At 62.1% G+C, this 14,202-nt stretch carries 6 protein-coding genes and 1 pseudogene; 2 read left to right on the top strand and 5 right to left on the bottom strand.

The features are described 5' to 3' along the window. Positions 1-119 precede the first annotated feature (119 nt). The 3 genes and pseudogenes from csg to GJ634_RS01225 all read right to left on the bottom strand — a co-directional run bounded on the left by csg (position 120) and on the right by GJ634_RS01225 (position 6,487). Positions 120-2,549: an HVO_2072 family ArtA-dependent S-layer glycoprotein gene (gene csg / locus GJ634_RS01235; protein WP_157500075.1), complete on the bottom strand. Its 2,430-nt coding sequence runs from the start codon at positions 2,547-2,549 to the stop codon at positions 120-122. A gap of 167 nt (positions 2,550-2,716) precedes the next feature. After that, positions 2,717-3,393 (bottom strand): annotated as a pseudogene (locus GJ634_RS01230) (IS6 family transposase). Between the two features lie 91 nt (positions 3,394-3,484). Beyond that, positions 3,485-6,487 (bottom strand): PKD domain-containing protein, encoded by a 3,003-nt coding sequence (locus GJ634_RS01225; RefSeq protein ID WP_157500073.1) that lies wholly within the window; start codon positions 6,485-6,487, stop codon positions 3,485-3,487. A 202-nt stretch (positions 6,488-6,689) separates the two neighbouring features. Between GJ634_RS01225 and GJ634_RS01220 the strand changes: the two genes are divergently transcribed. Further along, positions 6,690-9,008, top strand: coding sequence for a hypothetical protein (locus tag GJ634_RS01220; protein ID WP_157500072.1), 2,319 nt, complete (start codon positions 6,690-6,692; stop codon positions 9,006-9,008). On the opposite strand, the gene glmS is transcribed toward GJ634_RS01220, so the two are convergent. Together glmS and GJ634_RS01210 are read right to left on the bottom strand one after the other, a co-directional pair. Next, a complete protein-coding gene (glmS, locus tag GJ634_RS01215; RefSeq protein WP_157500071.1) occupies positions 9,009-10,811 on the bottom strand; it encodes a glutamine--fructose-6-phosphate transaminase (isomerizing) in 1,803 nt (600 codons plus the stop codon). A 2-nt stretch (positions 10,812-10,813) separates the two neighbouring features. Further along, positions 10,814-11,977, bottom strand: a complete 1,164-nt coding sequence (locus GJ634_RS01210; protein ID WP_157500070.1) for a sugar phosphate nucleotidyltransferase — start codon at positions 11,975-11,977, stop codon at positions 10,814-10,816. Between the two features lie 228 nt (positions 11,978-12,205). Between GJ634_RS01210 and GJ634_RS01205 the strand changes: the two genes are divergently transcribed. Then, positions 12,206-13,627, top strand: a complete 1,422-nt coding sequence (locus GJ634_RS01205) for a sugar transferase (RefSeq protein ID WP_157500069.1) — start codon at positions 12,206-12,208, stop codon at positions 13,625-13,627. Positions 13,628-14,202: the final 575 nt, after the last annotated feature.

The following is a 14,202-nucleotide window of genomic DNA, read 5'->3' as shown; positions in this document are numbered from 1 at the left end:
GCGAATACGGCCCAGCGGTCGTGTCGGATAGAGCCGTCGCTACAGGGCGTAGCGCGCAAAAGAAAGAAATCGCGTACGTCGTTAGGTGACCGCGTTACGGGCGGTCAGGTCGTGATTCGTTAGTTCTGGCGGAGTGCCAGCAGGGCGGCGCCGAGCACGGCGATGAGCGCGATGCCCATGCCGAAGCCGGGGATGCCGCTACCGGATTCGCCACCAGTATCCTCCGTGGTGCCGGCCGACTCCTCGGTGGTGGTCGGCGCTGCAGTCGTCGACTCCTCGGTGGTCGTCGGCTCCTGCGTGGTCGGCTCCTGCGTGGTCGGCTCCTGCGTGGTCTCTTCGACCTCTTCGACGATTTCGACATCCTGGCGGTCGATCGTTTCACCGTCGTCGGATTCGACCGTGTACTCGCCAGGCTCGACGTCAGCGAGGCTCATCTCAACGGACCACTGCCCGTTCATGCCCCACTCTTCGGTGCTGGTGAGCATGACCGAGTCACCATCAGAGTCGAGCAGCTCGACCGTGATGGTGTTGTCGTCAGGCTGGCGGTTCGTCTGCCCCTCAACCGTGAGGGTGCCACCGGATTCAACGCCGCTCACGGACTCGATGGTCGTGAGAGCGCTGGCAAGCCGGAACTCTTCGGTGACGATCAGGTCGTCGCTGGCCGTGTCGTCGACCGTGTTCGCGAGAATCTGCTCGCGAACCTGCTCGCCACTACTGGAACCACTCGCCCAGTTCGACTCAATATAAGTCTCGAGCTCGGATTCCGTGTTCGGGCCTGCACCATCTTCGCCGAAGACACCGTCACGGCCGGACGAGAGGATGTGGGCGGAAACGGAGCCCTCATTCAGGTCGCCGAGGCTGAGACTGTCGTCGTCGAACGTACCGTCGTTGTCAACGGAGATGACGTGGGCTACCGCGTTGCCGCGCTGGTCGACCAGCGCAACAACGAGGTTGTCCTTACCGGGCGCGGTGCCTTCCACGCCGACTTCACCGTCTTCGATGGCCACCTGGCCGTTGTAGGTGGTGAACGAGCCGTTCAGCTCCGTGTCCGTCACCGTGATCGAGGAGACGCTGCTCACACCGCCGTTGAACGCGGAGGTGTTGAGTTCCCCGTCGACGGTGCCGGAGTTGTCTGTGTCGGCGTCTTCAGCGCTGATGACACCGAGCCGGTACGTCCCCGGCAGCGAGAGCAGGTTGTTCCCGTCACCCGCGCCTTGGGTGAGGACAACGCCTTCCTCTTCGAACGTGTCGTCGCTGGCGACTTCGATCGTGTTGTCGCCGTCAATTTCGACGTGCTGGAAGTTGTTGTTGCTGCGTGCGTAGATCGCGACTTCGTCGACACCGGCGCTCACAGTGCCGTTAACGACGGCTTCCGAGCCCACGACGTACGCCCCCGTCGGGCTGTCCAGGGAGACCGTCCCCTGGGTCACGTCGAAGGACTGGTCGTCGTCGGGTTCCAGCTCTGCGAGTGCGGTCGCGTTGACCGTGTTGTCGGAGTGGATGTAATCGTTTGTAGAGCTGTTTGCCGGGTACAGCTCAACGTCGACGGAAGCGTCTTCGAGGTACTGGGTGTTGATCGACCCAACGGCGTTGCCGCCGTCAATCTCGATGGTCGCCCAGGCGTGGTCGTCGGTCACGCCGGAGGCGAGGGTGTCGCCGACGTTCCGGAAGATGTTCTCCGCCGTCGCGTCGTCAACACCGTTGCGGAAGGAGCTGTCCTCGATCGTGACGGCGTGGACGCTGCCTTCCGGGCTGTTTTCGGCGGTGTACTGGAGGTTCTCACCCTGCACGATCTCGTCGGAGGCCAGGTTCAGCGAGGCCGTCCGTGAGGACGAGATCGTGACGGTAGTGCTCTGGGAAGCGTCACCGAAGTCGAGGTCGTCGACACCGGAGACGCTGATGGTGTAGTCGCCCGAGCTAACTGCCTGCGGGTCGATTGTGAACTCGGCGTTCCCGTTGCCGTTGTTCACTTCAGAGCTGCTGACGATTTCGTTAGTGACGTCGAGGCCGTCTTCGTCTTCGACGGAGATCTCGACGGATTCAGCGTTGTAGTAATTGTACTGTACGTGGACGGTTGCGGTGTCGGAGTTGGTGGTGAGGACGCCACCGGAGACGTCAGCGCCGCCTTCGTTTTGCACTTCGAGGTTCGAAATGCTGGGTTCGGCGACGGTGACTTGGAGCCCGCCGGTGCCGCCGGTCGGCCCGTTAAGGTCGTAGGTACCGGTGGTCTGGTCCTCACTGATCGGCATGCCAAGCGGCACGCCTTCGCTAGAGCCACCAGTCCGCGACAGCGACTCCGCCGTCTCAGTGTTACCGTTCTCGTTTACGAAGACGAGGTCGGTCTCGCCCTGATAGACGGTCGAGTTCGGTCCAACCGTCTTGTTCGTTCCATCCGGAGCATCGCTCGTCAAGGCGTTCGAACGCCCGTCGTCGATGTTACCTGCCTGCGCAGCGGCCCCTCCTGTGAACGCGATGCCGGCTGCGAATACGGAGCCGATCATCAGCGCCGTCAGGAAGACCGCGCGAAGCTTATTTGTCGTGTCTGTCATGTTTGAATTGTCATCGGTGACTGAGTCAGGTCAGTCAGCCCAGACGCCTGCTCCAACCTGATTCCGCCGAAACGGTGAATCAGGGGTTTTCACAGCCGCCATTTCGGGTAGGGGTACCCGAATCTAAGCGTATCCGTTGGTAAATGCTTTCTGTATTCTGGCACTGTCTAGTTCTGGACCTCCTCGATTGGTGTCTTTCCATCGAGAGCTTGGTGCGGTCTGTGGCGGTTGTAGTAATTCATAAACCATTCAAGCCACTCACGGACGCTCGACCGACTGCCCACCCACAAATTATGGAAGCGGTCGACCGGTACTTTGAGCGTGTGAAACCACGTTTCAATCAGGTTTCGGTCGGTATAGTTGACCCGACCGCTCAACCCTAATCGAGCAAGGGAAGTTTGATAGCCGAATTGTTCGACGAGAAACTCAGCCTCCGAGAGATCATGGTTCTCTTGAAGTTTCTGCAGAAACGCAGCTGCTGGATCGGTGCCATGCCGCCCAAACAACGCGACATCGAGAATTAACTTTGTCTCGATGTCTATTGCAGCATATAGCCGAGACCACTCACCGTCAATCTTGACAGCGGTCTCGTCAACAGCGACCCGCGTGGGCTGCGCCTCAGGCGGGTCGCACATACTATCAGCCAGCCGATGCACCCAGTTCCAAAACGCTCCATGCGAGTGTTGTACGCCTAATTCCGCTAAGATCGTTGTTGTTTCTCTGAGTGAAAAACTGGTCTGATGGAGGCGGACGGCGAACGCCCTGACGGACGTCGCCGTCCGCTCATTCTCCCAAGCTTCTTCTAAATCCGGTTCATAGCTCTCGTGAGCAGGTCTGCGAGCATCTTTGGACAAGAAACTCAACGACCTGCTCGCTTCTCAAACTAACTCAACTAGACAGCGCCACTGAAGTTGTGATATCGACACTGGGACAACCTATCGGCTGTTTGAACGCCGAAGCACGATGAGTATCGCAACGGTAATGCCGACGATTGTTGCACTACGGGGAACTCCGAAGATATCACCGAACGGCATCTCGACGTTGTGGGAGGGAGGTTCGGAACGTGCGGCGGTTGTCAGTGTGGGTGATGTGGTGGATGGCTCCGGTGTTGTGCGTGTCGACGTCTCCACACTATTGCCCTCACTCGCTGTCGTTGTTGCTGGTGGGTGGGTCGTTGTCTGAGGCGGGGCTGTCGTCTCGGTTGGCGTGTCGGTTGTTGCTGGGCTTACAAAGCCCCCGCCGCCGCCAGACGGACCGCCGCCACCTGAACCGCTACTCGGTGCCTGCGTCGTCTCGGACGCCTCGACGGTAACCGTCACGCTGTCGCGGCCGATATTTCCGGCAGCGTCCATGACCGCGAGGCGTGCCGTATAGGTGCCCGGCTTATTGATTGTCGTCGTCACGTTTTCGCCGCGCAGAACCTCGCCGGCGACCGTCCACGTGTGTTCGACAGTTCGGGTTGTTGGCTCAACGACGCGTGTAGGGCTGAACGTGACTTGGGTCCCGTTGTCGACGGTTCGATTGGCGCCGGCATCAACGGTTGGTGGTTCCGTATCGACCAGCACCGTGTTCGTCGTCTCGCCACTCTCCCGATCAGAGACACTGGTTACTGTAACGGGGATGGCTCGTGGCTCGGTCGCGTTCCGGACCGCGACGTCGATTGTCTCCCGGTACGTCGTGTCGCCGATGGCTGTCAGTGTAATCGAACTGGCGCCGAACGCGGCGGCGTCGGCAGTCACGCTGTCGGCAGCCGTCGAGACGGTTGCCGTGACGGTGACGCGATCGGATTCGTTGACGGCGGCGTTCTGGTCGGTTGCATCAGTGAGGGTTGCATTTACGAGCAGTGGCTCAAGGGTCGCAGTCGTCGTGAGGGTGTCGTCGTGAGTTCGGCCGTCGGTTGCGGTCGCGTCAGTGAGCGTCACGTCGTACTCTCCGGTCGTGTTCACCTCGTAGGTGCCCGTATACGTGTATGTCGGGCTGGAGTCGTTCGTCGTGAATGCATCGAGAGGGACGCTGCCAGTTTCGGTCCCGCCAATCTTGACTGTCACTCCGATTAGCGATTGTGTTGCCTCGAACGAAAGGTCGAGGTCGCCGTGCCGTGTGATGGCTGTGAGGTTCGTGACCTCGAACGGCTCTCCAATCGTCGTGTTCGCGGTGCGGTTTGGGGTGACAACGTCGTCGTCCGTGGCGACCGCCCGTTCGAGGGTGCCGTTGTACGTCCCAGCAGTCGTTGTATCATACGTCGTCGTATAGACGTAACCATCACCAGTGTCGGTTTCCGCGAAGTCGCCGTAGTCGAGTGTCGTGTTTGTTGGCCCGTCAATTTCGACGGTGGTCTCACGCAGTTGCTCGCTAGCGTTGAACGACACGCGGACGCCGTCCGTCTCGTTCGCGAGCGTGAAATTCCACACGTCGAGTTGTGCCTCGACAGTCGCCGTATCAGTACGGTTCTCGTCGTGGACTTGGTCGTCGGCTGTTGCCTGCGTGAGCGTGACGTTGTACTCACCGGTGGTGCTCGCGTTGTACGTGCCCGTGTACTCGTAGGGCGGGCTTGAGCTGGCGGTTGAGAACTCGTCGAGGGTGAGTGAGGCCTGTTCTGCGCCGCCAATCTCGACGGCCACATCGGAGAGTTGGTCCGTGGCGTTAAACGAGAGATTCAGGTCGAATTCGTTGGCGGTGGCGTTTAAACCGGAAACATTAAGCTCTGTTTCGACTGCTGTGCTGTCTGTCGTGTCGGGGCTGGCTGTGTCACCATCGACGGCAGTTGCCTCGTCGAGAGTTACTTTGTAGGTGCCGTCCGTCGTTGGTGTGTAGTTGCCCGTATACGTGTAGCGGCCGTTCGTGGTGGTTTCGTTGAACGCATCGAGTGTGAGCGATTCGCTATCCGGGCCGTCAATTGTGACCTCGAGGGCGTTGAGGTCGCTGCTCGAGTTAAACGATGCTTGTATCGTGCCCGATTCGTTCGCGAGTGTGAAGTTCGACAGCACTAGTGGGGCATCCGGAACCCATGCTACGCCGGCCTCAGCGTCTGCGGTTCTGGTAACCGGATCGATGGGATTGCTCGTTCCGTCTAGCGTGACGTAGTAGGGCGCGTTGCTCTGATTCGAGTTCAGGAAGATGACTTCGAGGTCGGGGCCGTTCGTCCAATTGACTGCCGTGACCGGAGATTTCGCTGCATTTCCACTCTGCATGAGTGTCTCCGGACTCCCACTCCCATTCACGAGTGCCACGTTGCCACTGCCCGTCACGATTGGAATTCGAGCGGTTCCATCACCGTCAAAATCTCGCGGCGTACCGATGCCTACGCCGTTATCGGACCCAACGCTATTCGTATAGAAGCTATTCTCGCTACCTGATTCGTTATAATAACCGATGTTCGAACCATCCGTGTAGACGACTTCGGGCGTCCCATCGCCAGTGATATCTCCGACACCGGCGACAGCTGTTATCGAGGTATCGGTCCCGGATGGAGTTTCGGTTGTATTCTCCGCGATGCTCGTGATCTGCAACACACCATCGGTGGTGTAGTACACACTGTCGTCGCCGTCTTCATCGTGGTCCCCGATTGCAACCTTCGTTTTCGCTGCATCAGCGTCGGTCGCCAACGTCATCGCCTCTCCCGTTTTATCGATGATTCGCAAGGTTCCATCACTCGTCACGTGTGGAATCTCGACGTAGCCATCATCATCAGCATCCTTTCCAGCACCAATCACGTTCGCACTGACACTGAGATCGATCTTGCGTCCATCCCTGGTGACCATCGTCAACTCACCGTTATCAACGTACGCAAATCCGACCGTCGAGTCCGACTCTGCTGTCTGTGTGGACGCTCCCGCCACTGGTGACAGTGGCACGCCCGCCCCGGCGACCACACCGGAGAGGAGAACAAGCACCCCCAGGGTAACTGCTGATTTTCGTTGACACCCGCCTACTTGCATACTCGAAGGAGTCGCCGGCACGACGGAAAGGAGTTATCGCCGAAAACAGGATTGTAAAGGCTTGTGGCCGACAATATCGATCAGAGTGTAGTGCGGATTTGCTACCTGAATACAGCAGACTCGGGACGCAAGAAGTACCATTCATACCCCATCCAGAGCGTAGTCGAAACACCTTAGCCGGCTCGCTAGTGTGTCCCATATAATGACTGACGTGCGCGAGGAGACCGCCGCGCTCCTCGACGACCAGCCCGGACTCGCCGACGACCTCCGGGCTGTCGTCGACGTCGACCGCGAGCACGACGCGTGGGCGTTCGACGACACGCCACTCGACTCGGGAACGTTTGGCGAACTCGTCTCCCAGGGCATCGCTACCGAGACCGACGACGGCTACCGGCTCGCGGACCGCCACGCCGTCCGTGTCGCGCTCGGCGATGCCGACCCCGAGACCGCAGCCGACAGTACCGGCCTGGGCATCGTCGACCGTCTCGGTCTCCCCGATATTCCTCGACGCGTGCTCGCAGCGATTCTGGGCTGTTTGCTCGTCGTGGTCGCGTTCCGCGCGTTCGTCTATCCGCGCGTGTTCCGCGGCGAGCACGTCGTCCTGCTCGGCAACGACCCCTACTACTACCGCTATCTCGTCTTCTCGATGCTCGACGCCGGTGCGGGCATCCTCGATGTTCCTGCGAGCATCGAACGCGGCGAACCGCTGCTCGTCGCGTTACTCGTTGCGACGACGCGACTATTCGGCGGTAGTACGGGTACGGCCGAGATCGTGCTCGCGTGGTATCCCGCCGTCGCCGCCCTCGGGAGCGCCATTCTCTGTTACGTGCTCGCCGTCACGCTCTCCCGAGACCGTCGCGTTGGCCTTGCGTCGCTGCTGATTCTCGCTGTCCTCCCAGTTCACGGCTACCGCACGGCCTTGGGTTTCGCCGACCACCACGCCCTCGACTTCCTGTGGCTCGCGGTCGTCGCGTTTGCCGCGGTTCGGACACTCCCGACCGGCCGCGACTACCCCGCGACTCGCGATTGGCGTACCAGACTTCCCGGGGTGGGCGTGCTCGCAGTCGGCGTGGCCGCCCAAGCCCACTCGTGGAACGCCGCGCCGCTCCTGTTCGTGCCGTTCGTCGCCTACGCTGTCGTTCGCAGCGCCGCCATCGTCCGCTCGGGCGACCCGCTCTGGGACGACGGCTTGCTCATCGCGGGTGTGACTGCCGGTGGACTGCTCGCCGTCGCGGGCTATGTCGTGCTCGGGTGGCAGTCGCCGATTATCGTGACGGCGCCACTGCTCGCCGCCGTCGCGATGGGGTTCGCGGTCGGGACGGCAGCACTCACGCGGCGGCTCGACTGGCCGGCGTGGGTCGCGTCAGTTCTGGCGACGGGGAGCGGCCTGCTCACGCTCGCAGTGGTCGTCACAATCGAGCCGACGTTCGGCGCCGAGCTCAGTCAGGAACTCTCCCGGCTCGTCGGGATGTCCGGCAGCAACATCGTCGAGACGAAGTCGCTGTTCAGCACCGATTACGGGCTGTTCGTCGGCCCGATTTTCTTCTACGGGACTGCCCTGCTGTTCGCCCTGCCCGCGGGCGCGTGGGCGTTCTACTACGGATTTCACCGGCCGCGGTGGCTCCTCGCGGGCTCGTACGGGCTGGTGTTGTTCGTGCTCGCAGTCACACAAGTCCGGTTCACCGGTGAACTCTCCCTCTTTGTCGCTGTCTTCGCCGGCTTCGCGTTCGTCTACTTCCTCAACGTCGTCGACATTACAGACCCGCCGCAGGTGTTTGCCGACCGTGACCCACGCGAAACCGGTGTTGACATTCGGTCGTTCTCACTGCCCGAGCGACGGACGCTGCTCTCACTTGGATTGGCGTTCCTGCTGGTCGGCGGTCTCGGGACGATGATGACGCCCATCCGTACGAACACGATCGTCCCGAGCGACGACACGTACGAGGCGGCCGCGTGGATGGAGGATCGAGTCGAATCGCCCGACTGGACGCGCGACCAGGCGTACGTGTTCAGTCAGTGGAGCCAGAACCGCCTCTACAACGCGTTCGTCTCCGGTGATTCGCGGAGCTACGGCTACGCGCGCTCGAACTACGAGCCCTTCCTCAGATCGCCGAACGCGTCGACGTGGTACGACCGACTGAACGGCCGTGCCGCCTTCGTCGTGGCCGACGACGAATTCGCGAGCGAGAACGAAACCGAGACGATGGCCGCACGGCTCGCGGACTGGGGGAGCGGAACTGGCCACTACCGGGCGGTCTGGCGTGGGAACACGAAGACTGTCTACACACTCGTCCCCGGGGCAACGATTGAGGGGACTGCTGACGCGAACGCGACCGTCACTGTCACTTACGACGGGACGGTCTCGGGCGAGTCGTTCACCTACGAGCATTCGACGACAGCGTCGGCGAACGGAACCTACGCGGTCCGCGTCCCCTACGCGGGGACGTACGACGTGGCTGGCGAGGAGATTGCCGTATCCGAGCGTGCGGTGGCGAACGGAACGCGCGTGACTGCGGCGTAATTACTCGACGGTGACGCTCTTCGCGAGATTCCGCGGCTTGTCGATGGGGCGTCCCTTCTCGTCGGCGACGTGGTAGGCGAACAGCTGGAGGGCGACGTTGGCGACGACCGGCTCCATCGCCCCACAATCTGGGACGTCGAACGTCGCGTCGACGTGCGTGGTTGCGTCCGGGTCGCTCGCAACGCCGATGACCGGCGCCCCGCGGGATTTCACTTCCTTGACGTTGTTGAGCGTCTTCTTGCGTGCAGTCTCGCTCGTGAGCAACGCGATGACGGGCGTGTCGTCGGTGACGAGTGCGAGCGGGCCGTGTTTGAGTTCGCCCGCGGCGAATCCCTCCGCGTGGTCGTAGGAGATCTCCTTGAGTTTGAGCGCACTCTCGAGGGCGACGGGGTAGCCGGCGCGCCGACCGACGTAGAAGAACGCGTCGCTGTCGGCGTACTCGCGGGCGGTCTCGCGTATCTTGGCCTCCCGGTCGAGGACTTGCTGCACAGCGCCGGGGAGGTCACGGAGACTCTCGAGGAGGTCTGTGGCGGTCTCGGTCGTCATCTCGTTGCGAACTCGGCCGAGATACACCGAGAAGAGAGCTGCCGTGGCGACTTGCGAGACGAACGTCTTCGTCGCCGCAACACCGATCTCCGGCCCCGCGCGGATGAAGACCGTGTCGTCGGCCTCCCGCGTGACCGTACTCCCGAGCGTGTTCGTGAGCGCGAGCGTCCGCGTACCGGCCTGTGACGCCTCGCGGAGCGCGGACAACGTGTCCGCGGTCTCGCCGCTCTGGGTGATGGCGACGACGAGTGTGCGCCACGGGTCGCGGCCGCCGCGGAAGTCGTATTCGCTGGCGACGTGGACGGTGACGCGGACGTCCGCTTTCGCTTCGAGGAGTTCTTTCGCGAACAACCCTGCGTGGTAGGAGGTGCCGCAGGCGACGATCTGGACTTCCTCGACTGACTGGAGGTACTCGTCGGGGAGATCCAGGGTGAGGTCGACGTTCGTCGCGAGGTCGTCGATGCGCCCGGAGATGGCCTGCCGGAGCGCGCGCGGCTGCTCGTGAATCTCCTTGAGCATGTAGTGGTCGTAGCCACTCTTGCCCGCCGCGTCGGCGTCCCAGTCCAGCGTTTCGGTCGTCCGCTCGACGCGCTCGCCGTCGTTGAAGATGTCCACGCCTTGTTTGGTGACGTGTGCGATGTCGCCGTTCTCGAGGTACGTGACGCGGTCCGTGTGCTCGATGAACGCGGTCGCGTCGCTGCCGATGAACGTCTCCCCGTCGCCGTGGCCGAGGAGTAGGGGGCTGTCCTGTCGGGCGACGATGATGCCGTCGTGGCCGGCCGCCGTCACCGCGACTGCGAAACTTCCTTCGAGCCGACTCGTCGCCCGCTGGACGGCAGTAAGCAGTGAGACATCCTCTGCGAGGTGGTCCTCGACGAGGTGGGGGATGACTTCCGTGTCCGTGTCGCTACGGAAGACGTGGTCGCCGTGGAGTTCCGCCTTCAGGTCGTCGTAGTTCTCCACGATGCCGTTGTGGACGACTGCAACCTCGCCCGTACAGTCGGTATGTGGATGGGCGTTTTCCTCCGTGGGCTCGCCGTGCGTACTCCAACGCGTGTGGCCGATGCCGCAGACGACGTCGTCGCCGGCGGGAACGGGAAGGTCGCCGACTTCGCCCTCGGTCTTGTGGACCGTGAGGTTCGTGCCGTTGAGCGCGATGCCCGCAGAGTCGTACCCGCGGTATTCGAGGTTCTGTAGTCCCTGATGGACGATTTTCCCCGTCTCGTCGGTGCCGATGTAGCCCGTGATTCCACACATGGTTAGCCTCGCGTGACATGACTGCCGTCGTCGATGCGGCCGGCGACCAGCGTCCCGCTGTCGACCGTCGCATCGTTGCCGACGATGGCGCCCGGGGCGACGGTGACGTTCGCGCCGACGTCGACGTTGTCCCCGGTCAACCCGCCGAAGCGCACGTCTCGATAGACCGTATCGTCGAGCACCACGTCAGCAGTCCCGCCCTCGACGGTCGTGTTGGGGCCGAGTGACGCGTTCGCCCCGACGATACAGTCGGTCATTATCGCCCCAGACTCTATCGTACAATCGGATAAGAGTATCGCGTTTTTGACTACTGCGCCGGCACCGACGCTCACGTTGTCGCCGAGTGTGACGCCCCCGAGAATCGTCGCGTTCGGATGGACGACGACGCCGTCGCCAATTACGGTGTTGTCGGTGACAACCGCCGAGTCAGCGATGGTCGCGCTCTCCCGGTGCTGGGGCGAACGGCCGTCGATGAGCGCGCTGTTCACGGCGAGAAGGTCCCACGGCTCGGAGACATCGAGCCAGCGGCCGCGGTACCTCACCGCGCGAATCTGCTGGTCGTCGAGTTCCTCGGAGAGCGTGTCCGTCAGCGCCTGCTCCCCGTAGCTCTCCGTCCGGCGAATCGCCGCGAAGATGCTGGGGTCGAACGCGTACACGCCCGCGTTGATGAACTTCGACGCCGCGAGCTCCGGGATAGGTTGTTCCTCGATGTCGATTACTGTCTCCCCGTCCAGTTCGACGACGCCGTACTGGCTCGGCTGCTCGACTTGCGTGACGCCCATCGCCGGATCGCCCGTCTCTTCGTGGCGCGCCCACACGTCCTCGACGAGGGATGCGTCGATGATGCGGTCACCGTTCAGCGCGACGAACGACTCGCCAACCTGCCGTTCGGCTTGTAGGAGGGCGTGGCCAGTACCGAGCTGTGGGTCCTGGACGACGTAGTCGATGTCGACGTTCCATGCGTCCCCGTTCTCGAAGTGTCGCTGGACGCGTTCACGGTTCGACCCCACGACCAAAATTATCTCGTCGACACCCGCGTCGACGAGCGCGTCCACGATATGCTCGAGGAGCGGGCGGTTCGCAACGGGAATCATCGGCTTCGGGCGATTCTCGGTGAGCGGCCAGAGCCGCTCGCCTTTCCCCGCCGCGAGCACGACAGCCTGCATTACTCGAACACACTCCGCCCCGGTTCTTATCAGTTGCCACGCGCGCTCCCGAGCGCCATCCCTATTCTGAGTGTGGAATCACGAACTTCGACTCATACTGGCGAACTCGGTGGTGCAGCCTTCATACCTCGATTGAGTCGAAGAATTCGTGTCGCACACTGGACCGTACAGCCGCAAGCCTGTCAGAGTCGGAGTATTTAACCTTACTGGCCACGCAAACGTGAGACGATGAATGGGGGATGGCGGTATCGCGTCGGCAGCGCGCTCGGCGTCGCAGCACTGACCGCGCTCGCGGTCACCTTCGCCAACACCGCTGCCGTTCAGGCCGTTATCGGCGCACTCCCGGTCGTCGGAAACCTCTCTCCCGACCCACCCGGCGGTGCCGAGGGAATCCTCGAGACGATGACGACGCTTCTCGTCGTGACCGCCGCGTTCGTTCCGTTGTACAAACCGCGGCCACGCCGGATTCTCGACGTCGTCGTGTTCGCCCAGAAACGCGTCCTCGTCGCGATGCTCGCCCTCGCCGCAATCGGCTACTTCGACTACTCCTATCGGCTCCCCCGCACCACACTCCTCGTGGTTACTCCCGCACTGCTCGTCGCCTTACCGGCGTGGTTCGTGTGGATTCGCCGCCGGCCGACCACGGAACCAGAACGCGCCATCATCGTCGGCGACGACCCCGACGAGATCGAACGGCTCGCCGCCGACGTCTCCGTTCCCCTGCTCGGCTACCTCTGCCCGACGAGCGCCTTCGACCGCGTTCCAAATGCATCACCCCCGAATGCCGCGGTCGCCGACGGCGGGGCGATTCGCGGCCTGGACCGCCTCGGCGGCCTCTCGCGTATCGAGGACGTCCTCGTCGAGTACGAGATTGATACGGTCGTGCTCGCGTTCGAACACACCGACCGCGCGGAGTTCTTCGGCGCTCTCGACGCCTGCTACGAACATGGCGTCGACGCCAAAGTCCACCGCGACCACGCCGACCAAGTCCTCACCTCAGAGAGCGACGTCGGCACGCTCGTCGACGTCGACATCGAACCGTGGGACGTCCAGGACTACGTGCTCAAACGCGGGTTCGACTTTGTCTTCGCCGCTGGCGGCCTGCTCACGTTGAGTCCGGTGATTCTCGCGATTGCCGTCGCAATCAAACTCGACGACGGTGGGTCGATACTGTACAAACAGGAGCGCACGGCAGTGTTCGGCGAGACGTTCGACGTCTACAAGTTCCGGTCGATGATCGAAAACGCCGAAGACGAGACAGGAGCGAAAATCAGCGACGAGGACGCGGGCGGTATTGATCCCCGCGTCACTCCGGTTGGGCGCGTCCTCCGCCAGACGCATCTCGACGAGATTCCGCAGTTGTGGGCTGTCCTCAAAGGCGATATGAGTGTCGTCGGCCCTCGGCCAGAGCGCCCCGAACTGGACTCCAATATCGAGACTGGGGTCGTGGACTGGCAGAAACGGTGGTTCGTGAAGCCTGGACTGACTGGACTGGCCCAGGTGAACGATGTCACCGGTGCCGACCCAGAGAAGAAACTCCGCTACGACCTCCAGTACGTCAAACAACAGTCGTTCTGGTTCGACGTGAAACTCGTCATCCGTCAAGTGTGGAACGTAGGTGTCGACGCTGTTGCAGTAATTCGTGCCTAACTCACTGCAGCGACTATCCACGCTGATTCGTCGCCCGTTTTGTGGAGTATCCACGGGTAGACAGATAGAGGGCGACTACAGAGAGCTCCGGCTCCGCAAAAAACCATACTCAACTTCGTTTGTAGAACGGTAGGGGACGGTACCATGATGCCGGGAAACGGGAGCAAGTACTAGTGGCTACAGGGTTGTCTCGATGGGCGTACTTGGTTGGTGCTGGGCAGTGCGTTGGGACGTTGTACACTCGCAACCGCGCTGGAAGCGGCCGTACGTGGCAGGGGTTGGCGGTAGTAGCGGCTGGAACGATAGCTAGGACTGCGTGTGGTCGCGTTTGTCCGGGCTGCGGCCACTAGCGATGGCACTCCGCTTGGCTGGGAGGGGGCTCTGACGTCGGTGTCGGCTGGGATTCTCGCTTCAATCGTCCGGCATCGTTGTACAGACTTACGCCGTCAGGGGGTTTTGTTGCTCGCCACCGGGAGACAGTTACGTGCCTTCAACCCACACACGTCGAGTCTATCATGGCGCCGTCTCCGATTCAGTAGCCGACACCACATGCGCCCTGCGTGCATCGATATTGT

The organism is Halobacterium sp. CBA1126, assembly GCF_009741975.1.
Lineage (GTDB): Archaea > Halobacteriota > Halobacteria > Halobacteriales > Halobacteriaceae > Halobacterium.
The sequence above is the reverse complement of the archived record's forward strand: the minus strand, read 5'-3'. Positions and strand labels throughout refer to the sequence as shown.